This window comes from Nocardia sp. NPDC052001, assembly GCF_040680615.1.
In the GTDB taxonomy this organism is placed as follows: Bacteria; Actinomycetota; Actinomycetes; order Mycobacteriales; family Mycobacteriaceae; genus Nocardia.
The window spans coordinates 445991-472127 of the sequence record NZ_JBFAXC010000005.1 but is presented as its reverse complement, the minus strand read 5'-3'; the positions used below and the strand labels follow the sequence as shown (position 1 = coordinate 472127).

The window sequence follows — 26137 nt, the reverse complement described above, 5'->3', positions numbered from 1 at the left end:
GTGAGATAAAACACGGGCAGGCTAGCCGCCTTTAGGGCATTGCACAACGAGCCAGGTAGGGAGCTCGATTCCAAAGTGAAACATAGCCTTTCGCTATCGTTTCGCAACCATTGCGGCGGGTGGACTATCCTCCGGACATGCGCCCGATTCCGACCGTCGCCCGGCTGCGCCCGTACGCCTCGACGATCTTTGCTGAGATGACCGAACTCGCCGTCCGGCACGGTGCCGTCAATCTGGGGCAGGGTTTTCCGGACTCCGACGGCCCCGTCGGCATGCTCGATGTGGCCCGGCAGGCCATCGCCGACGGTTTCAACCAGTACCCGCCCGGTCGCGGCGTACCCGTACTGCGCCAAGCGATTGCGACCGATCGCGCCCGCCGCTACGGCACCCACTACGACCCGGACAGTCAGGTGCTGGTGACCGTCGGCGCCACCGAGGCCATTGCCGCCACCATCCTCGGACTGGTCGAACCCGGTGACGAAGTGGTGCTCATCGAGCCCTACTACGACTCCTACGCCGCCGCCGTGGCATTGGCCGGGGCGCAGCGCCGCACCGCGCGCCTGGTCCCGGACGGTGACGGTTTCGCCCTGGACCTGGACAGCCTGCGCGCCGCCATCACGCCCAGAACCCGCATGCTGCTGGTGAATTCACCGCACAATCCGACCGGCGCCGTGCTCTCACGCGCGGACCTGACCGCCATCGCCCAGCTCGCCATCGAACACGACCTCTACGTCATGTCGGACGAGGCGTACGAGCATCTGACCTTCGACGGGCATCAGCACATCAGCATCGCCACCCTGCCCGGCATGTTCGAGCGCACCGTCGTGATCTCCAGCGCCGCCAAGACTTTCAGCGTCACCGGCTGGAAGATCGGCTGGGCCTGCGCCCCCGCCCCGCTCATCGACGCCGTACTGGCCGCCAAACAGTTCCTCACCTTCGTCGGCGGCGGCCCCTTCCAGCCCGCTGTGGCGCACGCCCTGGAACATTCACAGGGCTGGGTGGCCGCACTGCGGGATACGCTCTCGGAGAAGCGCCTTCGCCTCTCCGCGGCCCTGTCCGAGGCGGGCTTCGGCGTAAAGCGCAGCGACGGCACCTATTTCGTCTGCGCCGACATCACTCCGCTCGGCGCGACGGACGCCTACGACTTCTGCCGCGAACTCCCCGAACGCCTCGGCGTGGCCGCGGTCCCGGTCAGCGTCTTCGCCGATGACAAAGCCTCCTGGAACCACCTGGTCCGCTTCACCTTCTGCAAGAAAGAGGAAACCATCGCCGAGGGCGTCCGCCGCCTCCGCGCGGGCCGCACCGCGTCCGCGCGCTGATCCGCCCGGGAGGACAAGGGGGCAGTCCACTCGGTTGTCACTGGCCCGCGACAGGGCGGGCCAGTTCGCGCAGGATCTAGGTCATGATCCAGATGGCCGCGGTTCTCGGTGTCGCGTCGATAGCGCTGGGCATGGTGCTCACGCCCGGCCCGAACATGATGTACCTGGTCTCACGGACCGTGTCACAGGGCCGCCGCGCCGGATTCATCTCCCTGACGGGTGTGGCGGCCGGATTCGCGGTCTACCTGGCCGCCGCCACCGCCGGTATCACCGCGGTGTTCGCCATGGTGCCCGCGCTGTATCTGGCCCTGAAACTGGCCGGTGCCGCCTACCTGCTCTACCTGGCCTGGAAAACCCTGCGCCCCGGCGGCCTTTCGGCCTTCGCCCCCGAAGCCATGCCCGCCGACCCCACCCGCCGCCTGTTCGCCATGGGTTTCCTCACCAACCTGCTGAACCCCAAGATCGCCATCATGTACATGGCGCTCATCCCGCAATTCGTGGTCCCCGCCCGCGGTTCGGTCTGGTTGCAGAGCCTGAGCCTGGGCGCGGTCCAGATCGCCATCGCCATCACGGTCAACGGCCTCATCGTGCTCAGCGCGGGCGCTCTCGCGACCTTCCTCGCCGCCCGCCCGCTCTGGCTGCGCGCCCAGCGCCTGGTCACCGGCTCGGTCCTGGGCGTGATGGCCGCCCTGGTGGCCACCGACCGCGCCCGCCCGCTGCCCGCCTGACCGGTCAACAGCCGGAACAGGCGGCGCGGCTTGTGGTTTCGCCGCTCAGGAGCGCAGTGAGCCCGGGTAGAGGTATTCGTCGGCCGGGGGTTCGGAGCGGTCCAGCCAGGCAGCCAGGAAGCCGGTGAGGTCCACCGGGGTGCGGGACTGCATGAACCGGCGGAACTCCGGCATGGAGGCGTTGCCGTAGCGGTGACCGTCCACGAAATCGTGGACCGCGCCGAAGAACGCGGCATCGCCCATGGTGCGGCGCAGCGCGTGCAGGAAGAGCGGGCCGCGGTAGTAGACGGCGGTGAATTCGTTTCCGACACCGGGGTTTTGCAGCATGATGCGCCAGAACTTGTCCTCGCCACGGTATTTGGCGACGGTCTCGCGATACATCGCGTCGACATCCTTGCCCTCCATGCGTTCGGGCCACAGATAGTCGGCGGTGTAGCTGGCGAAGCATTCGTTCAGGCAGATATCGGACCACTGCTCGACCGACATGGAATCGCCCCACCACTGGTGGGTCAGTTCGTGCACCACCGTGTCCAGATCGGTCCAGGGCGCGTAGATGGGCCGGGACTGCGTCTCCAGGGAGAACTGCAGATCGGTGTCGACGTAGATGCCGCCCGCGGTGTCGAACGGGTACGGGCCGTACAGCCGCTCCAGGAAGTCCAGGAATTCCGGCAGCCGCGCCTCGGTATCGCGGGTGGACTGTTTGACATCCGGTGCGAACGCGCTCAAAAGCGGTGTGCCATTGGCGCGCTGCTGCGCCAGGAAATCGAATTTGTCGATGGCGATGGTGGTCAGATAGCCGACCACGGGCTGGCGCATCTCCCAATCCACCGTGCGATTGGCCCCGTGTACCTCATCGCGGATCTTCAGACCGTTGGACATGACCTCCCATTCGGCGGGCACGGTGGCGTGCAGCGCGAAAGTGGCCTTGTCCAAAGGGGTGTCGTTGAGCGGATACCAGGCCGAGGCCGAATGCGGTTCGCCCGCAACGAAAGCCCCGCCGCTGGGGGAGAGCACCCAGCCCTCGCCGTCGGTGCCGGTGATATCGCCGCCGTACTCCACCTGCACCGTGAAGGGCAGGCCGGGCAGCAGCGGCAGCATCGGCGTGATCACCAGCTCGTGCTCCTGGGCGCGATCGAACCAGGCGGGCAGATTGTTGACCGTCACCTTCGAGATCGCCGGGCCGCTGTAGTCCAGGTTGAATGTGCGCAGCGCCTGGGTGGCGACCGCGTCCACCCGGGTGGAACCGGTCATGGCGTGCGAGGCCGGATCGTAGCCGAGGGTGATGTCGTAGTTCTTGGCGTCGTAGCCGCCATTGCCGTCCAGCGGGTAGTACGGATCGCCGAGTCCCGGCGCACCGGCGAACGGATCGCCCGGATCACCCTGTGCGGGAACGGCGTTCGCGCCCGCCAGCAGCATCGCGCCGACCACCGTGTACCGCCACCAGCTGTGCCTCATACGTCGAACCGCCCCTTTCCCGGCGCGAAATCAAGAACCCCCGGGGCGATGCTAGTCGCCGCCGTGCTCAATGACCGGTGCCCGACACGGCCACGCTGGCGCCCAGTCCGATGATCATCACCCCGCCCGCGCCGCCGACCGTCTCCAGCCGCTTGGGCGAGCGCGCGAACCAATCCCGCGCCAATCCCGCCATCAGGCCCCAGGCGCTGTCCGAGACCACCGCGATGGCCAGGAAGATGAGCCCCAGAATCAGCATCTGCACCGGCACCGGCCCACCGGCCGGGTCGACGAACTGCGGCAGCACCGCGGAGAAGAAGATGATGGCCTTGGGATTGCTGATCCCGACCAGGAACGCCTGCCGCATCAGCTTGCCGCCCTCGGCGACCTCGCGCCGCGATTCCCACGCCTCGCGCAGCGATTTGCGCTCGCGAATAGCCTGGACGCCCAGGTAGATCAGGTACGCCGCACCGGCCAGCTTCACGGTGTTGAGGGCGATGGCCGAGGCCGCCACGATCGCGCCGAGCCCGACCGCGACCAGGGTGAGCACCAGGAGCACGCCCACGGCATGACCGAGGACCGATAGCAGGGCGGCCTTGCGCCCGGAGGTGAGCGCGCGGCCGATGACGAAGAGCACTCCCGGTCCGGGAATGACGATGAGGACGGTGGCCGCGACGAAAAAGGCGGCAAGATTCGCGCCGGGGATCATCGGATCATTCTACGTTCCGGGGCAAGGGATTTCGGGCCGCTTGCCCCGGCGCCTACCCGGTTACCCGCCGGAGCTCCTCGGGGAGCTGTTGCGGATCCAGCAGCAGCCGTTTGGCATCCACGTGCCGCACCTTGTCCGCCAGATCCAGATTGTCGGTGAGCAGCTGCCATTCCACCTCGCGGATGGTGGTGCGTGCCTGCTCGATGATATTGAGATCCCGGGTGCCCCACGCGATCGGCATGGCGCTCACCGACTGCCACAGCTCCCCGACCGAACCGGGTGCGCGATCGATCCGCACCGTCACCGCCGGCACCTGTTCGCCGATCCGGGTCCGGTGCCCGGGCAGGGCGCGCACCGTGCGGGTCACCAGGGCGTACCGCGGACCGTCGGTGTTCGGCTTGGCCAGATCCACCAGGGCCAGCAGCGTCGCCCCCGAACCGCTGGTCTCGGACACCACCGCGGGCACCAGTTCGCCTGCGGCATAGAGCTTGTCGACCCGGCCCCGATGCGGTGTCCACAGGCCGATGAACAGTGAGGTGATCGCCCCCAGCAGGAAGGCCACCGCCAGCAGCCAGGACCACGGGTGATTCACCCACACCAGGAAAGCGGTGCCCAGCCCCAGTACCACCGCCGCGCCCACGCCGAGCACCCGCAACCGCCGCAGATCGGCGACGACTTCGTTGACCGCCCGGGCATGCTCACGGTCGACCTCGAATTCGAAGCGTCGCACGTGCCTTCCCTCCCGCCTTCCGGAGGCTAGTCCTCCAGTTATCCTAACGTCGGCCCCAACAGGTCGTCCGCATCGGTGATGCGATAGGCATACCCCTGCTCGGCAAGGAAACGCTGCCGGTGCGCGGCGTATTCGGCGTCCAGCGTGTCACGTGCGACAACGGAATAGAAGTGAGCCTGGCCGCCATCCTGTTTCGGCCGCAACAGCCGCCCCAAACGCTGCGCCTCCTCCTGCCGAGACCCGAAGGTGCCCGAAACCTGCACCGCCACAGAGGCTTCCGGCAGATCGATGGAGAAATTCGCGACCTTGCTGACCACCAGCACCGGAATCTCCCCGAGCCGGAAGGATTCGAACAGCTTCTCGCGCTCCTTGGTGCTGGTGGAACCCTGGATGACCGGGGCATTCAGGTGTTCGCCCAGCTCATCCAGCTGATCCAGGTACGCGCCGATGACCAGGCTCGGCGAGCCCTTGTGCTGGGCCAGAATCGATTCCACCACCGGCAGTTTGGTGCGCGCGGTGGAGCACAGTTTGTAGCGCTCCTCGGGCTCGGCTGTGGCGTATGCCATACGTTCGGCATCGGTGAGCGTCACCCGCACCTCGACGCAATCGGCCGGGGCGATCCAGCCCTGCGCCTCGATATCCTTCCAGGGCGCGTCGTAGCGCTTGGGCCCGATGAGCGAGAAGACATCGCCCTCGCGGCCGTCCTCGCGCACCAGGGTCGCGGTCAGGCCGAGACGACGGCGGGACTGCAGATCCGCGGTCATGCGGAAGACCGGCGCGGGCAGCAGATGCACCTCGTCGTAGATGACCAGACCCCAGTCGCGGCTGTCGAACAGCTCCAGATGCCGGTACTCGCCCTTGGTTTTCCGCGTGATCACCTGATAGGTGGCGATGGTGACCGGGCGAATCTCCTTGCGCTCACCGGAGTATTCGCCGATCTCCTCCTCGGTGAGCGAGGTGCGGGCCAGCAGCTCGCGCCGCCACTGCCGCCCGGCCACGGTATTGGTGACCAGGATCAGCGTGGTCGCCTTGGCCTTGGCCATGGCCGCCGCGCCCACCATGGTCTTGCCCGCGCCACAGGGCAATACGACCACGCCGGAGCCGCCCGCCCAGAAGGAGTCGGCCGCCATCTGCTGATAGTCGCGCAGCTCCCAGTGCCCGCCCTCGTAATCGAGGTCGATGGCGTGCGCCTCGCCGTCCACATACCCCGCGAGGTCCTCGGCGGGCCAGCCGATCTTCAACAGCATCTGTTTGATGCGCCCGCGCTCGGACGGATGCACCACCACGGTGTCGTCGTCCACGCGCGCGCCGAGCATGGGGGCGATCTTCTTATGCCGGAGCACCTCCTCCAGCACCGCGCGATCCAGGCTGACCAGGGTGAGCCCGTGCGCCGGATTCTTCACCAGTTGCAGCCGGCCGTACCGGGCCATGGTGTCGACGATGTCCACCAGCAGCGGCTGCGGGACGGCGTACCGGGAGAACTTCACCAGCGCGTCGACGACCTGCTCGGCATCGTGACCGGCGGCGCGGGCATTCCACAGCGCCAGCGGGGTGATGCGGTAGGTGTGCACGTGCTCGGGCGCCCGCTCCAGTTCCGCGAACGGCGCGATGGACTGCCGGGCGGCGTTAGCGGCCTCGTGATCCACCTCGAGCAGCAGTGTCTTATCGCTTTGGACGATGAGCGGTCCGTCGGTCACGGCACCTCCTGGCTTGTCGGCCCCGAACAGGGCCGTTGTCCATTGTTCCTGATGGCACCGACAGCGCGGCGGGGGGTAATTCGGCGAAAACGGTCAAGCCCCGAGTTTCGGTGGCTACGATCCCTTCCAACTTGGGCGGTTGTCCAGATAGTCCGTGTTGGGTCGAAGTTATGTCGAAAGCTGAATAGAGGTGCCGATGCGCAGGGTATTACGGGGCAGACGGTGGCAGGCGGGCCTGGTCGCCGCGGCACTCGGGGGAGCGATGCTGGTCACACCGCCCACCGCGCAGGCCACGCCGACCGGCACCGCGGCCGTTCACGCGGACGGGAACAGCTTCGTCGACGAGTTCGGGCGGGTCGTACTGCTGCACGGGGTCAACAATGTCGACAAGGACGCGCCGTACATCGAACCGGGGGACGGGTTCACCCTCACCGCCGAGGACGCGGCGCTACTGGCCGGGCACGGCTTCAACACGGTGCGACTCGGGGTGTCCTTCGACGGGTTGATGCCGACCAAGGGGGTGGTCGACACCGCCTACCTGGATCGCGTCGCCACCGTGGTGGATACGCTGGCGCAGAGCGGGATTCACACCCTCCTGGACAATCACCAGGACGGACTCTCGAAAGTGTGGGGTGGCAACGGTTTTCCCGAATGGGCGCTGAAATCCCGTCCGGGAGCACTGGAACCGAACCTCGGCTTCCCGCTCTACTACCTCATGCCCAGCATGAATCAGGGCTGGGATGAGGTGTGGAACAACAGCAATGGGGTCCTCGACTATCTCGGCCAGGCGCTCGGCGCGCTCGCCGGGCGGCTCGACGGGCATGCCGGGGTGCTCGGCTTCGAGCTCATGAACGAACCGTGGCCGGGCAGCGCGTTCCTGTCCTGCTACCCCAACGGCTGCCCCGGCTTCGACGTGAAATACCAAGCGGCCATGCAGAAGCTGACCGATGCGGTGCGGGCACGCAATGCGAACACCATGGTGTTCTGGGAGCCCAATGTCACCTGGAACGAGACCATGCCGTCGAACCTCGGCAGGAATCCGCCCATCACCGCGCCCGATATCGCGTTCGCCCCGCACGACTACTGCATTCCGAGTCAGCTCGCCATCTACCTGGGCCTGCCCGCCTTCCTGCGCGGTCTGTGCCCGATGCAGCAGGACAAGACCTGGGGCAATATCGACTCCTTCACCACTCGCACGCGGCTGCCCACGCTGGTCACCGAATTCGGCGACGGTGATCCGACCGTGCTGCGCAACACCGTGATTCGCGCCGACGAGCGGTTCATCAGCTGGCAGTACTGGCATTACGCCTCGCGGTTCGGAGCGCCCGGACCGCGACCCGATCCCTTCCTCGGCGATATCGGCAGGCAACTGGTGCGGACCTATCCGCAGGCCACCGCGGGCACGCCGGGGCGAATGATCTTCGACGCGGACACCGGCGACTTCGCCTACCGCTACACCCCGCACGCCGGGCCGCGGCCGACCGAGATCTACGTTTCCGATCTGCACTATCCGATCGGCTACGAGGTCCGGGTGGACGGCGGGACCGTCACCTCACCCGCGGGAGCCCGCGTGGTGACCGTGCAACCGGCCTCCGGGTCACCGGTCACCGTCTACATCAACCGCCCGGGCTCCAAGGGGGCTACTGTGCCGACAGGTCCGATCGGGACCGGATCGGCCGGCTCGTCGGGTTCGGCGGGTTCGTCGTCCGGTTCCGCCTCGGGTTCGTAAATCCCCAATTTCGGTGATGCGGTCGGCGATAGCGCAAAGGTATCCTCACCGCGTTCACGGCAGCCGTGAATTGTACGGTGAGAAAGGTTTTCGCAGGTGAAGTTCACAGGAACGAGGCCGCTACTGCGCCTCGTGCTGGCCCTGGTGGCCGTGGCGGTGGCCGCGCTGGCAGTGACCGGTTGTTCGATGATCAAGGACGCCAGCAAGTCCGATACCGCCAAGGCGAAGGTCGGCGACTGCATCAACGTGATCGAGGGGTCGATGGTCGACTCCAAGACCGAGCCGGTCGACTGCTCGTCGGAGAAGGCGGTCTACAAGGTCGCGCAGATCTTCGACAAGAAGACCGACTGCAAGGAAGAGCAGACCTCCTACGAGGAGACGCTCAATGGCGGGACCACCGCGTTCCTGTGCCTGACGCCCAACTTCAAGGAGGGCGCCTGCTACAACGAGAGCCAGACCACCGGCTACAAGAACGTCGAGTGCACCGCACCCGAGGCGTCGTTCAAGGTGACCAAGCGCATCGACGGCCAGGCCGACGAATTCCTGTGCGATGCCAACACCGCGATCGGCTTCCGGACGGTCTCGGACCCGAAAACCACGTTCTGCCTCGGGAATCCGAAGTAGGACCTATTCGATCAGCGCAACCGACGCGATGCGGTGCAGGGTGAAGTGCCGGATCGCGCCGGTCACCGGGTCGAGCGCATCCAGTTGGCCGCCACCGACTTTCAGCGGTTCGACCACGCGCTGGGTGGCGACGCCGGAGGCGTCCACATAGCCGATGTGCACCGGACGCCTGGTGCGGGAAGCCAATTGGAGCAGGTTGAGGGTGGCGGCGGTGGTGGTGCGGGTGCCGTCCGAGCGGACGGTCTGACCCGCCCGCGATTGCGCCGCCCGCTCACCCGCGCGCAATTCCGCCACCAGCGCCTGAAGTTGTTCGGTGCTGGGCGGATTCGGCCGCCAATTCGGCTTCTGTCCGGAACGGGCCGGTATACGGGCGCCGCGCGGGCGCAGATCCACGATCGCGCCGGAGGAGTCCTCGCCCGCGGGGCTGAAGCCCGCGGCGCGCAGATGTTCGAGCACCTCGCCCAGGGCGGCCTGCGAAATGGCGACCGTCGGAGCCACCGCGCGCAGGGCCAGCTGACTCGCCACGGGGGCGGCCAGCACTTCCGCCAGCAGCGCGGGATCCTCACTGCGGACGAAGGATTGGGCCATCCCCGCGCGTAGTCGCCCGTGCCGCCGCGCCACATCGTCGATGAGATAGGTGAGCGCCTGCGGCACCGGGGTGCGCGAATGCGCGGTGAACAGATTGTGCAGTTCCGCCGCTGTCGCACCCGCGTCCAGCGCGCGCCGCACCGAATTCTCACTCAGCCGGTAAACCGTTGCCGCACCGGCCGATTCGACATCGGCGACCAGGGAGATCCGATCCAGCAGCTCGGGCACCAGCGGCCCGGGCGCGATCACCGTCAAATCCGCCTGTACGAGAACATGATCCACGGGTTCGGGCAGCGCGGCCGCCATCTCCGATTCCGCGTCCTCCGCGCTGCCGTGCAGCAGTGCCCGGCCCGCCGAGGTGACCGCACCGCGCGCCACCAGGCCCAGCGTCTCGGCCTCGGCAAGCGTGCGCTCCACCGCGTCCAGCCGGTAGTGCCGTCGCCAGCGCGGTTGCCGCCAGGCCAGCGCCCGGCCCAGATCGGCAGCGGAAACCGCGTTGCCGGAAGGGTATTCGGCCAGCAGGCGCAGGATCGCGCGGCGATCGCGGACCGCGTGCACATTGCGCAGTTCGGCCGAGAGCGCGGCGAGGGGTTTGTCATTGGCGTCCCGCGCGCCGATCATCCACGGGAAGCGATCCAGGTCCAGCCAGGCTTGCGCGAGCACCACCCAGCGGCGGGCGGGGACCACGGCCAGCCAGGCGTCGGAGGTGGTGGTCGGGGCCCAGAAGTCCTCGGTGCCGTCATCGGGCAGCGGTTCGGGTGAACCCTTGTCCAGCAGCCGGGCCGCGGCCAGCACCTCGGCGATGAGACCGATGCGCGTCTCGTCGACCCCGGTCTGCTTCACCACCCGCCGGATCTCGCGCACACCCAGTCCGCCCGAGCGCAGTGCGGGCGCGGGGGCCTGGGCGAGCACATCCAGGATGGCGGCGCTGTGCCGCAACAGTTCTCCGACCTCACCGGCGGCCGCCGCGTTCACATCCGCGCTGCCCTGCCTACGCAATTCGGGCTGCGGCGGGGTGAGCGCGTGCGGATCGGTGACCGGTTCATCGCGCAGCACCTGGCCGACCGAGATCGGCAGTTCCACCGTCTCGTCATCGATCCAGCGCAATAGTCGACGGGCCAGCAGTCGTTGCACCGGTCGATCCTCCGGCGTACCCGGTGCGGCGTCGCGGGTGCGCCCGCGCGGCCCGGTCGTGGCCAGCTTGTCCAGCAGGCCGCGTTCGGGCGGAAGCAGTTCCGCCAGTGCGGCCTTGATCTCGGGCTCGGTGAGCGAATCCGGCAGTTCGGTGGTGCTGCCCAGCGGCCACGGCAGCGCCTCTTGTGCGGAGGGGGTCAGATGCAGTGCCTTATCCGATCCCCACACCAGCGCCCGCGCCCGCAGCTTCGCCACCGACGCGTCGATGGCGGCCTTACCGACCCGATCCCCGAGAACCTTGGTCAGCACGGTGCGCGGCGCGGGCTGCGGATCGCGCAGATCTCCCGCCCGTTGCACCACAAGGGTTTCGATGACCGCGAAGTCGAGCGTGTCCAATTCATCGGTGGCCCGCAGCACCGAAGCGCGCTGTTCGGTCCGAGCCGCCAGCACCGCCATGGACGCGGGCAACGGCACCGCCAGATCCGGCCGCACCTGCAAAAGCTCCACGAGCGCGTCATCCCCGAGCGCCGCCAGCCACTCGGTCAGCGTCGCCGCCTCGGCGGCTTTCGCCGACTTGCGAGGTTTGGCGGCCTTGACCGCCTTGGCGGGCTTATCCGGCGCCGCCTCGGGCGCGGCGGAGGATGCGCCGTCAGCGTCGGCGGGGGGAACGGTATCGGTCACTTCACCCGATCCAGGCGGACGAATGCGGTTGCCTCGAAAGCACGGCGAGACAGGTGGAATGGGGGCCGTGCGCAGGGGCCGGAGGTGATCCGGCCGGGGGCACGGCACAGACGCGGTGTGACGCACGGCTGCGCGGCCGCCGCGGGTGCGGCGGCCGCGCGAATGCGAGCCGTGCCGTTAACCGCATGGTTATCGGTGTAGCGGCTGATCAGCGGTTGATGATCGTGTGCGGGTGCACGTAGGGCAGCTGATCCACGGGAAGCGGGAACTCGGTGTCCTCACCGTACGGGGAGAGGCCGCCCGAGCGGGTCGACGAGAGCTCGGTGACGGCGTGATCGCCATTGGCCGTCTCCGGCCAGCCATTGTCGACGTAGGGTTTCTTCGATTTGTTCACCACGCGCTCATTCTGACATGAGCATTACCGACGCGCCCCCTCCGGCACCCGGATGTTTGCCCGGCGCACGGCGTTCCGGCAGCAACATCGGTCTCGGGAGAACACAAACGCCCCGCATCGTCATTGATGCGGGGCGTCTGTATACGCGAACGAGGTGTCTCAGTGGGGGAGCAGACCCTTGTTCGCCTGGAAGAAGTTGACGATCGTGGGATCGAGCTGAGTGTTGTTGGCCTTGCTGACATTCAGGAAGTCCAGCACCGGCTGCGGGATGTTGATGCCCTGCGACTGCGCGATCTCCATGGCCTTGTCGACGGCCTGGAAGACCTGCTGGCTGCCGTCGGCGGCCTGGACATTGCCCGGGCTCGGCGGATTCCACTTGGTGGGCGCTTCCGTCTGCGGAGCGGTGCGCTGCGACGGTGCGCTGTGCAGGCCGAGGCTCGAGGAGCAGGAGGGCCAGGCGCCCCAGCCCTGCGAGGCGAGCACCTTCTCGGCGACCGTGATCTGCTGTTCGCGGCTGGCCTGGTTGGCGGTGGGGGCGTATTCGCCGCCGCCGTGGGCGGTCCAGGTGCTGGGCGAGAACTGCAGCCCACCCTGGAAACCGTTGCCGGTGTTGATGCCCCAGTTGCCTCCGGCCTCGCACTGCGCGAGGCGATCCCAGTCGGAGTCGGGTGCCGCGCTGGCGTTACCGGCCAGGGCCACTCCGGCTCCACCGAGGGCGATGCCCGTCAGGGCTACCTTGGCGACCGTGCGACCGGTGTTACTCGGCTTGCGATGGCGTCCACTCATTTTCGGGTTTTCCTCTCGTACGCGCCTCGAGGGTTGACTACCGGGGGCGAACTGAGAGGTCGTCCGCTCCGGCGCGCTGGTGCGCGCTGTTCCTCGTCCTCACCCCTGGGTTCCAGTTGGGGTCCGTACCCGCGGGGTGAGGTTCGGTGCGGCGGGCCGGTGGCGCCGGGCTGACCCGGCTGAAAAATGACCATACGGCGGTCCCCGCGAAAAATCACCATTTGGTAACCGTCGTGTCTGTCCGGGTCAGTAACCGGCGCAAGGGGTTCCGCTTCCCGTCTGTGCAGGTGGTCACGGCGAGTCTGCGCCGATAGGGGTCTGTCACTCCACCGTGACCGTTCTGTAATGTGACGAAGGTCACATGTGTGGTCCGGTAACGAAGTGGGCAATCGGACGTGTCACAGACGGAGTTGGCCGGAATGCCGGTTCAACGTGCGCGGCGACCCGACCACAGCGCGAAGACCAGCGCCAAGAGGAACCCCAGCGGCGCCGCCATGGCGAGCAGATACAGCCACACCCCGGGTTTCGAATCGGTCAACAGCCCTACGCCGAAGATTGCGACAATGGCCAGCAATCCCACCGCGAACAATGTCATGGCGAGATAGAGGAGCCAGCTTCCGGACCTGCGCGGAGCCTGCTCGGGAGAAGTATCGGACACCCCAGAACCGTAAAACTCACGTGCTGGGGCCTTTCGCACCGGGGTAGACTCGAATCCAATCGCGTCCTGCCATAGCTGTGGGGCGCGTTCTTTTCGCAAACGCAAGGTCTCGGACGATCGGTCCGCCGACCACAACTGTGCCCGGCGAGCCCGGGCATCGAATGACGAACGGGTGAGCGCAGTGCCGACCGGCAAGGTGAAGTGGTACGACGTCGAAAAGGGCTTCGGCTTCCTTTCCCAGGACGAGGGTGAGGATGTTTATGTTCGTTCGTCGGCGCTGCCCGAAGGTGTCGAAGCGCTCAAGCCCGGACAGCGGGTCGAATTCGGGATGGCGGCGGGTCGCCGCGGTCCGCAGGCGCTGAGCCTCAAACTGCTCGAAACCCCCACTGTGCGTGGCAATGAGCGCGAATCCCGGGAACGCCGTCCGCGCAGCGACGCCCCCATCAATCGCAAGTCCACCGATGAACTGCACGGCCTCATCGAGGACATGATCACCATCCTGGAGACCAAGGTGCAGCCCGATCTGCGCCGCGGTAAGTACCCGGATCGCAAGACCGCCCAGCGCATCGCGGAAGTCGTGCGCGGCGTGGCGCGCGAACTCGACCACTAGGTCGCATCCGAAAAGCCAACGGGCCCCGGTGAGTTCGACTCACCGGGGCCCGTTTTCATGCGAATGGGCTTGCGCCGCAGGTCATTCGATATTGAGGCCCTGATACGCCGGGGTGTGGATGGACCAGATCGCGCTCGGCACCCAGCCCACATTGCCCTGCGCGTCCATGGCGGGCACGGGCAGATACAGCTCGGCAACCGCGAGTTCGATCTGCGGATCGTTCGGGGTCGGCACGGTGATCGCGGCCGGGGTGCCCGAGGTCTCGACCTCGGTGTTGACCAGGCCCTTCTTGTAATCCTCGTAGGTGAACGCGCCGACGGCCACATTGTCGCCGGGCAGGCGGTAGAACAGCTTCATCCGCCAGGGGGCCTTGGCGATCTCCTTGGGCAGCGAGATCTGCAGCGGGGAACCGGCGGGAACGTCGAGATCCGAGACCGCTTCGGAATTGTTGCAGTCGCTCAGATCGATCTGCCCGTTCGCCACCTTCGGATTGCAGAACCTGAACGGCGCCACCGTCACCGATTTGCCGTGCGCGTACGCGGTGATCTCCGGGTCCGGCTTGGTCGCGCGATTGGCGACGACCACGATGACGGCGACATAGGCAACGGCCACCACGAGCAGGGCCGCCAATAGCGCGACGATCGTGCGGGCATTGGGTTTGCTCACCGTGGATTCCTGTCCTTACGTGGTGGGCTCCTCGGCGCCGTGGGCACCGGGGATCTCCTGTTGCGCGTGTTGCGGGCGGTTACCGCCCAAACCGGGCAGCAGCGAATGACCACGGTAGCTGACCACCGTTTGCACCAATCCCAGCGCCATCACCCCCGTGACCGCAGCGAAACCTTTCCACCACTCGGTGGGCAGCAGTACGCCCATCGCGCCGCCGATCACCCAGGACAGCTGCAATACCGTTTCCGACCTGCCGAAACCCGAGGCGATCGATTCGGCGGGGAGATCGTCCTGAATGGACGCGTCCAGCGAGACCTTGGCCAAGGCGCTCGCGCCCGCCGCGACCAGCGTGGCCGCGGCCGCGCCCAGCAGATTGCCCAGTACGGCCGCCGCCACCGCCACGCCCACACAGGACAGCGTGCACAGCAGCACGATCAGGGTCGGGCGGCCCAATTTCATGCGCGCGCCGGTGGCATTGCCCGCGAAATTGCCGACCGCGGCGCAGACGCCGACCACGCCGAGCATGGCGGCCTGCTGCACCGGGCGATGTTCGGTGGCCTTGGCGACGAACGCCACGTAGAAAGTGAGGAATCCGGTCAGGATGCGGACCGTGCCGTTGCCCCACAACCCCGTGACCACGGCGCGGCCGAGCGGCTGGCGGCGCTTGCTCGGCTGAATCTGCTCCGCCCGTTGGGCATCGAGGACCTCGGTGTGCGAATCATCGCCGTGATAGGTCAGCGTCGCGGGCACCTCGCCCTCGGTGACCTCCACCCAGGACGGGATCTTCAAACTGAGATAGCAACCCGCACCGGCCAATACGGCCGCGAACAGCAGTGCGCCCGCCGAATGCGCGACCGAGGCGATCAGTCCCGCCACACCACCCGCGCCCAGCGTGCCGCCCACCAGGCCGAATACCGTGAGCCGGGAATTGGTGCGCACCAGGTCGATTCCCGGCGGCAGTACGCGCGGCGTCACCGCGGATTTCAACACCGAGAACGATTTACTGAGAATCATCATGCACAACGCGAGCGGATACAGCGCCCAGTTATCCACATTGAAGATCAGTAGCACCGCCACCAGCACACGCACGGCGAACGATCCCGCCAGCGCTAGCCTGCGACCCCGCTGCAACCGGTCCAGCATGGGCCCGATCAGCGGCGCGATCACCGCGAACGGGGCAATCGTGATCAGCAGGTACAGCGCGACCTTGGTCTTGGATTCGGCTGTCGCACTGGCGAAGAACAACGTGTTCGCCAACGCCACGGCAACCGCGGCATCGGTCGCGAAATTCGCCATCGTCGCGTAGACCAGCGCGGTGAGACCCGACTCCTCGGCTCCATCGGCCTTGGCCGCTCGCTGAAAAGTCGCGAATCCGCGCTCGGTCAATTCGATGCTTCGCCGCGCCGCCACCCGCGTCACCGTCAACTTGCGCGGCGGCTTGTGCAATCCGGCATCCCCGACCTGCTCCGTCACACCCTCCTCCGCCTGCGGCAGTGGCCGAGTCGCCTCCGGCCGCGTTCGATGCGGGTCTACCCGATCCGAGCGGTCGGAATCATGTCCGGGCTGTGCGGGGGCACCGGCGGGTAACTCCGGCCGAGGGCCGCCCCGGGCATTCGGGGAGTTCACGGCCCGGGCATCCGGGGCCGGGCCGCGTGAATCCGCGGGTTGGGCCCCGCGCAGGCGCGTGGTCTCCGCCTCGGAAGGGGTCAGCGGGCGTTGCGCCCCAGCGGAATCCGGTACCTGCCGGGCAGCCGCGGGAAAGTCGCCGCGCGCGCCGAAATACCTGGTGGTCGTGGCTTCCGGCGCGGGCGTCCCGGACCGTCGCCGGGACCACCGCGAAACCCGCCGCCGCTCTTGCTCTTCGGCGGCCTGCACACCCGATCCCGAAGGATGTCCGGGTTGCGCGGCGGCGCGGTGCGTCAGGAACTCCGGCACCTCCTCATCGCCGCGCGATCGCCGGGACGGGGTATTGGCCGGGGGATAGCGGTCGAAGCCGGGGTGCCGTTCGATGAGCGGAGACTCCTCGTCGCCCCACCGGCCGGGGTCGGCGTCAGGTTCGCGGGGAGTCGTCACGCACCCAATTCTTGCAGTGCCGGACGACAGGGGTGCGACTACGGCGGGTGTGCGGGGACACAAAGCCCGCTTGACGGTCGTGAATTCGAGGTGCCGTGCCTAGTCGGCCGGGGCATTCGCACCTCGGAGCCGGTGTGGATTCTCACTACCGGGAGTGGGCGTGGTGCCGCCTCCCGGAGATGATTCGCGGTCGGCCGGGGAGGGAGCGTCAGTCGGGGAGGAAGCGGACCTCGTAGGTGGTGGGCCAGTTCTTGCCGGTGAGCAGGAAGTGGTCGGTGCCGGGGAGGTGGGTGATGCCGTTGAGGACGTCGGTGGCGGGGGTGCGGGCGGAGCGGGGGAGCAGGTCCGAGGCGTCGATGGCGTGCAGGACGGTGCCGGTTTCGGGGTCTATGTGCAGGATCGTGTCGGTCGGCCAGGCATTGGCGTACACCGAACCGTCCGGGGCGCAGTCGAGTTCGTTGAGTTTGGCGTTCTTATGGCTGGTGAGGGCGATTGTGCCGGTGGGAGTGAAGGTTTCCGGATCGCGGAAGGTGAGGGTGGCCGAACCGTTGGACATGAGGACGCGGCCGGCGCGGGTGCACAGGCCCCAGCCTTCGCCGTCGAAGGTGGTGCGGCGCAGTTCGGTCAGGGTTTTCGGATCGCGGGCCAGCGCGATGCCGTCGCGATAGGTGAGCTGCCAGAGCAGGTTTCCGGCCACGGTCACGCCCTCGCCGAACAGGGGTGCGGGCAGGTCGGCGCGCGCGAGCTCGGTACCGCCGTCGAGGGTGGTGGCGCGGATATACGACTGTCCGGAAAGTCCGGTGCTCTCGTAGAGCGTGTCGCCGTCCACTTCCAGTCCTTCGGTGAATGCCCGCGTGTCGTGCGGGCGAGTCGCGATGACTTCGACACGCAGGCGCGGCGTGTCGTCGGCTCTGTCACAACCGGTGATTGCGGCGGCCAGGCACATGGCCGAGCACAGCATGATCTTCGCGGCCGCTACCGGTGCACGACGTTTGCGCTCCATACGGCAAAATGTAGGGCGTGAGCGCGGTTGGAGTTTCGGAGTCCGGTGTTCGGCCGATCCTGGCGGAGGCGGTCGACCTGGCTCGCCGTGCGCTCCTGGAGTTGGAGCCACTCGGCGTCGGCAGGCATATAGGTGTTACGGCCGAGGATGATTCGGCCGCGACCCATCATTTCGAGGCCACGCTGCCGGGCTATCGCGGCTGGCAGTGGGCGGTCGTGGTGGCCGCCCCGCCCGAGGCGACCAGGGTCACGGTGAGCGAATCGGCGCTGCTACCCGGCCCGGACGCGCTCGTCGCCCCCGACTTCCTGCCCTGGGATCAGCGCATCCGCCCCGGCGACCTCGCCCCCGGCGATCTGCTGGCCCCGCCCCTGCACGACCCCCGCCTCGTCCCCGGTTACATCGCCTCCGGCGATCCGGTCGTCGACGAGGTAGCCCTCGAACTCGGCCTCGGCCGCCCCCGTGTGCTGAGCCGCGAAGGTCGCGAGGAAGCGGCCGACCGCTGGTTCTCCGAATTCGGCCCCGATACCGATATGGCCCGCGCCGCCCCCGCCACCTGCGGCACCTGCGGCTTCTTCGTCCCCCTGGCGGGCGGCCTGCGCGCCGCCTTCGGCGTGTGCGCCAACGCCATGGGCGCCGACGGCCGCGTCGTCAGCCTCGAATACGGCTGCGGCGCCCACTCCGACACCGAACTCCCCACCGGCGCCGGCTCCCCCGCCTACGAAGCCTTCGACGACGCCGCCGTCGAAATCATCCCCCCCGAAGAACTCCGCAAGCCGGAAGCTGTTGCCGCCGAGGATGATTCCGCCCCGGCGGGCGAGGCGACCGCCAAGGACATCACCGCCGACGCGGCCCACGCCGAGGACATCACCGCCGCCGCGGCCCATGCCGAATCCACCCCCGCGGATACGACGCCCGCCGAAGCCGCTTCGCCGGGCTCGGCGTCCGCCGAAACCGCCACGGCGACTACCGAAGTCGTGACAGCCGCCGATGCGACCTCCGACGCCGTGGCAGCCGAACCCGCCGATGCGGGATCGACGCCGACCGCCGCCGTTTCGGCCCCCGCCGACCCGTCGCCGGTGAGCGAGCCGACCGAGGTCGCAACGAATGCCCCCGCGCCCGAAGCGAATTCGTCGACGACGTCGTCCCTTTCGGTCGCATCGGACGCGGTCGCATCCGAGGGGGCTTCGTCCACCTCGGCCGGAACCGCTCCCGTCGCGGCGGAAGCCATCGCCGAAAGCGCCACCGCCGAGGCCATCACCGCCGTGGCGGAGGTGGCGGCCGTGACCCCGATCGAATCCGAGATCTCGCAGGTCCCCGCCGACAACGGGATTCCCGCGCTGTTCGACCTGGCGGACCCCGACATGGTGGTCGACGACGCCTGGGGTGTGAGCGCGGTCCGCGTCGAAGCCGAAACCGCCGCACCACAGGTCGGTGACCCCGGAGCTGCGGAGTCGCACTGACCCCCGGGAGCCGTGGAGTCGCACCAACTCCCGAAGCCTCGCTCTGGCGCTGCGCCGGTCAGGAAATCCGGTCGCAGCCCAGCGGGCCGATCCCACCGTACGGATCGTCATCCGGTGGGAACGACCGCCCGCGATCTGCTGGACGCGAAGCTCTACACAGGCTGCTGTCCTGGCACTAGGCGGTGCGCGGGATCACCTGGAGCCCGTACACCAATTCCAAGCGGTTCGCGGCCACCCCGCGCCCGGTGATCGGTGTTGCCCCGATCACGGCCGAGTAGTGAAGCCACCGGTGGCGTGACTGTGCAGGTCGCACCACCGTCCAGGGGAGCGTCTGCGCCTTCGGGTGACCGGGTCGGCAGGCCAACGTCATTCGCGATGGGCGATGTTCACTGTCGCGTGTGGTCGCGGAGCTGGACCAGCGGCGTACCGCCATTTCCACGTTCAACCGGGTGGGATGTGTGACCACCGTATGCCGGTGACCGCTTTTCTGATGCGCGACTGGTTGGAGAGGCCGCGCGGGCGGCTCAGGTGGAGGTCGGGTGCTGGTTCGCGGGGTGGTGGGGGCTATGGGTGAGTGGGTGGAGGGAAAGGCGCTTAAGGTGTGCTGTCGCGTCCGGGTCGGCCGGGCGGGTGGGCGCTGCTGGCGTTCATGAGCGGAAGGGGTGCGTGGGTTGGACGGCGGTAGGGCTGTGGGGGATCCGTTCGATACCGCGGGGTTGCGGGCCGGGGTGATCGCGGCGTGGCGGGGGTCGCCCACGCGGTTGCGGGAGGATGCGGCCACCGAGGCCGATTTGGTGCGGGCCGGGTATCGGGATCGGGTGCTGACCGAACTGGCGCAGAACGCCGCCGACGCCGCGGCCAAGGCGGGGGTCGTCGGGCGGCTGGCGGTGTGGCTGGACGGGCGCGTGCTGCATGTGGCCAATACGGGTGTGGCGTTGGATATTTCGGGGGTGCACGCGTTGACGGCGCTGCGCGCGTCGGCGAAGACCGCCGGACCGGCCGCGAGCGAGGCGGCGGTGGGGCAGTTCGGTGTCGGGTTCACCGCGGTGCTCAGTGTGGCGGAGGAGGTCGAGTTCCGGTCCACGGGTGGGTCGGTGCGGTTCTCGCGGGCCGCGACGGCGGCGCTGCTCGCGGCCGAAGACGTCAAGATTCCCGAGGTGGAGGGCGAATTCGTGCCGCCCGCACTGCGGCTGGCGTGGCCGAGTGATGCGAAGCCCGCCGCCGGATTCGACAGTGAGATCGTGCTCGAACTGCGGCCGGAGGTGGATGCCGACGCGCTGCTCGCGGGGATGCGGGCGGAAGCGGTGGATCTGCTGCTGGAATTGCCCGCGCTCCAGAGCGTTTCGATCGCGGATGACGAAATCCGCTGTGCTGTCACCGATCTCGATAACGGACTACAGGAAGTCCGGGTCACCGGGGAGTGGGAGGACCGGCGCTGGTGGCAGTACCGCACCCCGCACGCGCGCTGGCTGCTGCCGTTGCGCGAAGGCCGTCCGGTGGCGGTGCGCCCGGATGTGCTGCGCGCCCCGACCCGCTCGGATGAGGAACTCTCGCTCCCCGCGCTGCTGATCGCCGATATCCCCATGCAGCCCGATCGCCGCCGCCTGCTCCCCGGTGCCCGGATCGCCGAATTGGCCACGGGCTACGCCGATTTCGCCCTGGCACTGCCGCCCGCCGACCGCCTGGTGCTGGTGCCCGTCCCCGGCTTCGCGCGCAGTGAGCCCGATACCGTCCTGCGCGAGGCTCTCATCGCCGAACTGCGCGAACACCCCTGGCTCCCGGTCCTGCGCGGCCCCGTCTTCGGCTCGGGCGGCGAAGCACTCGGCGACCCCCGCCTCATCGGCAGCGATCACGCGCTCGGCGGCAATCCCGAACTCGGCGCGGACCCCCTGCTCGAATTCGACGCGGCCCTCGAGGCACGCGCGGGCAGCACGGCCGACATAGCCGCGAGTGCGGGTGAAGACAGCGCCGCGGGCTCCGGCGCGCCGACCGGAGTCGGTAGCCCCGATGAGGATGCCGCACATCAGCTGGAGTTGACGTTCGGCGATTCCGGTACGAATGGCGTACTGCGCCAGGATCTCTCGCCGCGGGGAGGTGCGCCCGAAGGAGAGGCGCTGCCCGAGGCCGCCGCATGGCCGGAGGTCGGTTCGCTGCCCCGGGCGGCTTCCGCATCGGTGGCCGAGGATCTCGGTGAGCGGCCGCGGCGGGCGAGCGTATTCCCGGGTGCGACGCCGGAATTGGCGCGATTGCTGGCGGAAATTGTTGGGCCGCTGGTGATTCCGGAGCTTTCCGGGCGTGCGGGATCGGATGCGCTGGCCGCCCTGGATGTGCATCGGATCGGGTTGGCGCGGATCGCGGAATTGTCGAGCAGTCTGGAACGTCCCGCGCAGTGGTGGTATTCGCTGTACGACGCCCTGGAACCGTTCGTGCTGGATCCACTGTCGGTGGAGGAGCTGGGCGCGCTGTCGGTACCGCTCGCGGACGGGCGGCTGGTGACCGGGCCGCGCACCGTGGTGCTGGATCTCCAGTTGGAGAACGCCATTCCCGTGCATTGGGCGCGTCTGGTGCATCCGGAGGCCGCGCACGAGTTGCTGGGCCGCCTGGGTGCGCGCGCCGCGACGCCCGAGGATTTGCTGAATGATCCCGCGCTGCAGGCGATCCTGGAGGACGATCCGAGCGATCCCGATACCGTGGAGGCGGTGTTGAGCCTGGCGGGCACCGCCATGCCGGGCACCCTGCCGACCTGGCTCGGCCTGCTCGAATTGCCGGACGACTCAGGCGAATTGCTGCCCGCCGACGAACTGCTGCTGCCCGCGGCCCCGCTGGACGGTGTGCTGGTGGCGGATTCGCCGTTCGAGATCATCGCCGAGGAGACGCTGGAGAAGTACGGCCGCGACGCCCTGCGCGCCATCGGTGTCGGCTGGAGCTTCACCCTCGCCGTCGAGGAGGACCCGACCGGCCCGGATCATCACCTCGATGACGAGGATGCCTGGTGGGAGGGCTTGCAGGAGGATCCGCCGGAGCTGCGCGCGGTCCGCGACCTCGATCTGGTCGATGACGCGAAATGGCCGGAGGCCCTGCGCCTGTTGCTCTCCGATGAGAGCACCCGCCCGCTGCTGTCGGACCGCGACGGTTACACCGCCTGGTGGTTGCGCAAGAACGCGCATATCGACGATATCCCGCTGGGCCTCATGCGCCATCCCGAGGACGAGAGCCTCGCGGGCCTGCTCCCGCAACTTCTCGGCTTCTCCGAGCAGGATTTGCTGGTATTGCGCGGGGTGCTCGCCGCCCCGGAGATCATGACCGCGCAATTGGCGGAGGAACTGCTGGACGCCCTCGCCGATCCGACGAGATCACCCACCCCCGAGGCGATTTCACAAACGCATCGCCGCCTGGGGGTGGCGATGGCCGAGGGCCTGCTCGATGTCGAGGACCTGGATTTCCCGGATCAGGTGCGCGCCCTCTCCGGCGCGGTCATCGATCCCGCGGACGCCTTGATCCTGGACAAGTCCTGGTTCGGTCCGGCGCTGCCCGCGGATCGCCTCATCGTCGGCGATATCGCCTCGGCCCCATCCCTTTCCGCACTGCTGGACATCCCGCTGGCCTCGGAGGTGGTGACCGCCGAAGTCCTCGGCGAGGGCCGTCGCACCACCTGGAATACCGATCCGCTCGGCGTGCTGTTGCGCCTGCAATTCGGTTCCGCCTGCACCGCAGGCGATCTCGTCGTTCACGATGAGCTCCGGGTGCGTCTGACCGGTGCGGTGGAGACCACCGTCTCGGTGCCGTGGTGGCAGGACGGCGATACCGTTCACGTACGCAAGCAACCGTTTAGCTAATCATCCGCATGAAAAAGACTCCGGCGCGCGTGAATACGCGCGCCGGAGTAGTGGACGGGGTGGTCAGGCGGTGTACGAGCAGACCATCGTGGCTAGCAGGTCCAGCTGTTCGCGCACGGCCGCGCTGTCGTTGTCGACCAGCCAGCGCAGCACGATGCCGTCGATGGCGGCGAGGGTGAAGCGGCTCAGGGTGGTGACCGGAACGGTCCACTGGGTGCCGGTGGCCTCGCGGGCGTGTTCGACGATGTCGGCGAGCGTGGAGTCGTTGAATGTGTACTGCTCGCGGGCGATTGCCAGTTTCGCCGGAGTTTGTTCGCCTTCGCGAAGTGCGTAGGTGGTGGTTTCGTAGGTGAGTAGTTGACGTTCGGGTGTGGCTTCGACGTTGAGCCACATGAGTTCCAAGGCAGCGCGCACCAATTTTTGAAGCGCTTCTTTTCCAGTTCCGACGTCTTGCCATACCGTTTCGTTGGCATCGACGGAATCGCGCAATTCCATCGAAAGCGCCTTGACCAGCTCGGTCATCAGCTGATCTTTGTTTTCGAAACAGTAATGCACCACACCGAGCGAAACACCGGCTGCCTGTGCAACATCGCGCGTGGTAACTCCTGCCACGCCCTTTTTTTCGGCAAGGCCGATGGCCGCCTCGATAAGGTGGGCCCGTCGTTCTTCGACGCTCAATCGGGAGGACACTCCAGGGAGTTAAGCGTCCGGGAAGCGCACAGTCAATTCGCAGGGTCGGAAAATCTGGCCTGGACGAACGTCCAGTTGTATGGTTCGCTGCCTTCCAGAACGGAAGGAGACGCGAATGGCGCTGTCGGACAAGGAAACGGCCGATGCGGGCGAGGTCACGACCGTCTCCCGCCGAACGGTGCTGGCCGGAGCCGCGATCGGCGCCGCCGCGCTCGGAGTGACGGCAACATTCGCGCTACCCGGCTCGCGCGCATACGCGGATTCCGGCGAATACCTCGTCGGAGTGGGCATTTCCGACATCACCGGCCCCGCCGCCGAATGCGGGATGATGGGCTACTCGCAATTCGGACAGGACACCGCGGGTATCCACCTGCGACCCCGCGCCCGCGCCTTCATCTTCGGCAGCGCGGACCAGCGCGTGGTCTACGTCGTCGCCGACAACGGCATGATCTTCCAATCCGTGCACCGCGGTGTGATGGCCGCGCTCGCAACACGATTCGGTGATCGCTACACCGAGCAGAACGTCCTGCTCACCTCCACGCATTCACACGCCACCTGCGGCGGATCCAGCAATGACTACGCGTACAACCTGTCCATTCTCGGATTCCAGCAGCAGGTGTACGACGCCGAAGTGAACGGCATAGTCGAGGCCATTGCCGCCGCGGACGCCGACCTTTCCCCCGGCAGCCTCGCACTCGGGCGCGGAGAACTGCACGACGCCAGCGTGAATCGATCCAAGATCGCCTGGGATCGAAATCCCGACGCGGACAAACAGGTTTTCCCCGACGCCATCGATCCGGCGGTCACCGTACTGTCGCTGCGCAAGGGCGGGCGCGAGGTCGGCGTCATCACCTGGTTCGCCACCCACAACACCTCGATGAGCAATACCAACCGGCTCATCAGCGCCGACAACAAGGGGTACGCCTCCTACTCGTTCGAACACGAGGAACACGGCGTCCGCTACCTGGACGGCTGCGATTTCGTCGCCGCTTTCCCGCAGACCAACTCCGGCGATATGTCGCCGAACCTGAATCTGCACCCGACCGACGGGCCGACGCAGAACGAATTCGAGAACACCCGCATCATCGGCGACCGCCAATACCGTGCCGGGAAAACAGCTCTCGCGGCCGCGAGCCCGCTCAGCGGTCCGGTCGCCAGCCTGCTCTGCTACATCGATATCGCCGATATCGAGGTCGACGGCCGCTGGACCCCGAACGGTCAGCCCCGCCACACCGCACCTGCCTGCGCGGGTGTCTCGCTCATCGCGGGCAGTGTCGAGGACGGTCCGGGCCTGCCCGGCGTGCCGATTCCCGAGGGCGTGCGAAACCCGTTCGTGGACGCGCTCGGCGGCGTCAACCAGCCGATTCCCGATTGGCTCGCCGACGCCCAGGCCCCCAAGGCCATTGTCGCCCCGCTCGGCATCATGCCGCCGGTGCCGTGGGTGCCGAGCGTGGTGCCGATCCAGCTGGTGCGCATCGGCGACCTCTATCTCGCCTGCGGCGGAGCGGAATTCACCATCACCTCGGGCCTGCGCATCCGTCGCGTGGTCGCGGAAGCCCTCGGCGTATCGCTGGATCAGGTGCTCATGCAGGGTTACGCCAACTGCTATCACGAATACGTCGCCACCCCCGAGGAATACGACGCCCAGCAGTACGAGGGCGGCTCAACCCTGTACGGCCGCTACACGCTCCCGGCCTATCAGCAGGAATTCCACCGTCTCGCAACGGCTTTCGTCGCGCAACAGGCGGTCCCGCGCGGTCCCGCCCCGCGCGACGTCGCCAACCTCCAGCCCAATTTCGTGGCCGCCCCCGGCCCGGATGGCACGCTGCCCGGTACGAACTTCGGCGACGTCCTGACCCAACCGGCCCCCGCCTACGCCCCCGGTGACCAGGCCGCGGCCGAATTCGTCTCGGCCCATCCGAAACACAACACCCGCCGCAACGGCACCTTCCTGGAAATCCAGCGCGCCACCGACTCCGGCTGGACCCGCATCGCCAACGAAGGCGAATGGCCGGTCAAATACTTCTGGTCCAAACGCGGCGCGGATGTCTCCATAGCCCGTTTCACCTGGGACATCCCCGCTGGCACCGCGCCGGGCCGCTACCGCCTCCAGCACTACGCCGACCAACTCGCCGCCGACGGCACCCTGCACCCCTTCACCGGTACGACCACCGAGTTCGACATCCGCTGACCGCCCGCGCTTCTCTTCCCCGCCGGCCGTGTACACGGGGGCGTGGCTGCCCCATGAACTTGTGCGGGGGTGGTTAGTCCAGGCCGAGCTGTGCGCCCTTGTCGCCGCGGCGCGCGCCGCGGCGCTGGATGGCGAAGATGGTGTAGCCGAGCAGGCCCACGCCCAGGCCCATCAGGCAAATCGGGCGGGCCGTCGCCCAGTCGTCATTGAGCCAGACCACGATTGTGGCGATCAGGAAGCCGAGGCTGCCGACGGCCAGGACCGGTCGCGGGTCGGTGAAGCGCTGCGGGATTTCCGGTACGGGCTGGGTCACGAGATCCAGCGTAGAAGGTGGAGCGGTCGATGGGGGATCGGCGGGGCTGTCCCCGTGGAGTTCCGG

Annotated in this window: 20 protein-coding genes and 1 pseudogene; 8 read left to right on the top strand and 13 right to left on the bottom strand. The window is 67.8% G+C overall.

Annotation, left to right across the window (positions count from 1 at the left end):
- The first annotated feature begins 137 nt into the window (after positions 1–137).
- Positions 138–1319, top strand: a complete 1182-nt coding sequence (locus tag AB0L82_RS26000) for a pyridoxal phosphate-dependent aminotransferase (protein ID WP_364641461.1) — start codon at positions 138–140, stop codon at positions 1317–1319.
- A gap of 83 nt (positions 1320–1402) precedes the next feature.
- The gene (locus AB0L82_RS25995) at positions 1403–2047 is read left to right on the top strand and encodes a LysE family translocator (RefSeq protein ID WP_364641458.1); all 645 of its coding nucleotides are present in this window, start codon (positions 1403–1405) and stop codon (positions 2045–2047) included.
- 45 nt (positions 2048–2092) lie between these two features.
- Here AB0L82_RS25995 and AB0L82_RS25990 read toward each other — a convergent pair whose 3' ends face one another.
- The 4 genes from AB0L82_RS25990 to AB0L82_RS25975 all read right to left on the bottom strand — a co-directional run bounded on the left by AB0L82_RS25990 (position 2093) and on the right by AB0L82_RS25975 (position 6635).
- Complete coding sequence (locus AB0L82_RS25990) at positions 2093–3502, bottom strand: M1 family metallopeptidase (protein ID WP_364641455.1); 1410 nt, start codon at positions 3500–3502, stop codon at positions 2093–2095.
- Between the two features lie 67 nt (positions 3503–3569).
- Entirely contained in the window at positions 3570–4208 is a 639-nt protein-coding gene (locus AB0L82_RS25985; RefSeq protein ID WP_364641452.1) for a LysE family translocator, read from the bottom strand.
- A gap of 52 nt (positions 4209–4260) precedes the next feature.
- Complete coding sequence (locus AB0L82_RS25980; RefSeq protein ID WP_364641449.1) at positions 4261–4938, bottom strand: DUF3239 domain-containing protein; 678 nt, start codon at positions 4936–4938, stop codon at positions 4261–4263.
- A gap of 38 nt (positions 4939–4976) precedes the next feature.
- Positions 4977–6635, bottom strand: coding sequence for a DNA repair helicase XPB (locus AB0L82_RS25975; protein ID WP_364641446.1), 1659 nt, complete (start codon positions 6633–6635; stop codon positions 4977–4979).
- 262 nt (positions 6636–6897) lie between these two features.
- Here AB0L82_RS25975 and AB0L82_RS25970 point away from each other — a divergent pair, with 262 nt between their 5' ends.
- On the top strand, positions 6898–8364 hold the full coding sequence (locus AB0L82_RS25970; protein WP_364641797.1) for a cellulase family glycosylhydrolase: 1467 nt from the start codon (positions 6898–6900) through the stop codon (positions 8362–8364).
- A 96-nt stretch (positions 8365–8460) separates the two neighbouring features.
- Positions 8461–8988, top strand: a complete 528-nt coding sequence (locus AB0L82_RS25965; protein ID WP_364641443.1) for a hypothetical protein — start codon at positions 8461–8463, stop codon at positions 8986–8988.
- A 3-nt stretch (positions 8989–8991) separates the two neighbouring features.
- On the opposite strand, the gene AB0L82_RS25960 is transcribed toward AB0L82_RS25965, so the two are convergent.
- The 4 genes from AB0L82_RS25960 to AB0L82_RS25945 all read right to left on the bottom strand — a co-directional run bounded on the left by AB0L82_RS25960 (position 8992) and on the right by AB0L82_RS25945 (position 13229).
- On the bottom strand, positions 8992–11256 hold the full coding sequence (locus AB0L82_RS25960; RefSeq protein WP_364641794.1) for a helicase-associated domain-containing protein: 2265 nt from the start codon (positions 11254–11256) through the stop codon (positions 8992–8994).
- A 343-nt stretch (positions 11257–11599) separates the two neighbouring features.
- Positions 11600–11788, bottom strand: coding sequence for a hypothetical protein (locus AB0L82_RS25955; protein WP_067568388.1), 189 nt, complete (start codon positions 11786–11788; stop codon positions 11600–11602).
- A 156-nt stretch (positions 11789–11944) separates the two neighbouring features.
- Positions 11945–12571 carry a resuscitation-promoting factor Rpf1 domain-containing protein gene (locus AB0L82_RS25950; RefSeq protein ID WP_364641439.1) on the bottom strand — a complete coding sequence of 209 codons (627 nt, stop codon included), beginning with the start codon at positions 12569–12571 and terminating at the stop codon, positions 11945–11947.
- A gap of 427 nt (positions 12572–12998) precedes the next feature.
- Positions 12999–13229 (bottom strand): hypothetical protein, encoded by a 231-nt coding sequence (locus AB0L82_RS25945; RefSeq protein WP_364641436.1) that lies wholly within the window; start codon positions 13227–13229, stop codon positions 12999–13001.
- Between the two features lie 181 nt (positions 13230–13410).
- Between AB0L82_RS25945 and AB0L82_RS25940 the strand changes: the two genes are divergently transcribed.
- Positions 13411–13839: a cold-shock protein gene (locus AB0L82_RS25940; protein ID WP_364641791.1), complete on the top strand. Its 429-nt coding sequence runs from the start codon at positions 13411–13413 to the stop codon at positions 13837–13839.
- An 81-nt stretch (positions 13840–13920) separates the two neighbouring features.
- Here AB0L82_RS25940 and AB0L82_RS25935 read toward each other — a convergent pair whose 3' ends face one another.
- From AB0L82_RS25935 to AB0L82_RS25925, 3 genes are all read right to left on the bottom strand, one after another.
- Complete coding sequence (locus AB0L82_RS25935; protein WP_364641433.1) at positions 13921–14505, bottom strand: DUF2771 domain-containing protein; 585 nt, start codon at positions 14503–14505, stop codon at positions 13921–13923.
- 15 nt (positions 14506–14520) lie between these two features.
- A complete protein-coding gene (locus AB0L82_RS25930) occupies positions 14521–16131 on the bottom strand; it encodes an MFS transporter (protein ID WP_364641788.1) in 1611 nt (536 codons plus the stop codon).
- A gap of 655 nt (positions 16132–16786) precedes the next feature.
- Entirely contained in the window at positions 16787–17581 is a 795-nt protein-coding gene (locus tag AB0L82_RS25925) for a glutaminyl-peptide cyclotransferase (protein WP_364641430.1), read from the bottom strand.
- Between the two features lie 17 nt (positions 17582–17598).
- On the opposite strand from AB0L82_RS25925, the pseudogene AB0L82_RS25920 reads away from it, so the two are divergent.
- Together AB0L82_RS25920 and AB0L82_RS25915 are read left to right on the top strand one after the other, a co-directional pair.
- Positions 17599–18411 (top strand): annotated as a pseudogene (locus tag AB0L82_RS25920) (DUF3027 domain-containing protein); the annotation flags it as partial.
- A 1319-nt stretch (positions 18412–19730) separates the two neighbouring features.
- Positions 19731–22877 carry an ATP-binding protein gene (locus tag AB0L82_RS25915; RefSeq protein ID WP_364641427.1) on the top strand — a complete coding sequence of 1049 codons (3147 nt, stop codon included), beginning with the start codon at positions 19731–19733 and terminating at the stop codon, positions 22875–22877.
- Positions 22878–22940: 63 nt separating this feature from the next.
- Here AB0L82_RS25915 and AB0L82_RS25910 read toward each other — a convergent pair whose 3' ends face one another.
- A complete protein-coding gene (locus tag AB0L82_RS25910; RefSeq protein WP_364641424.1) occupies positions 22941–23555 on the bottom strand; it encodes a TetR/AcrR family transcriptional regulator in 615 nt (204 codons plus the stop codon).
- A 127-nt stretch (positions 23556–23682) separates the two neighbouring features.
- Between AB0L82_RS25910 and AB0L82_RS25905 the strand changes: the two genes are divergently transcribed.
- A complete protein-coding gene (locus AB0L82_RS25905) occupies positions 23683–25758 on the top strand; it encodes a neutral/alkaline ceramidase (RefSeq protein ID WP_364641421.1) in 2076 nt (691 codons plus the stop codon).
- A gap of 73 nt (positions 25759–25831) precedes the next feature.
- Here AB0L82_RS25905 and AB0L82_RS25900 read toward each other — a convergent pair whose 3' ends face one another.
- Positions 25832–26071 carry a DUF2530 domain-containing protein gene (locus AB0L82_RS25900; protein ID WP_364641419.1) on the bottom strand — a complete coding sequence of 80 codons (240 nt, stop codon included), beginning with the start codon at positions 26069–26071 and terminating at the stop codon, positions 25832–25834.
- Positions 26072–26137 lie beyond the last annotated feature (66 nt).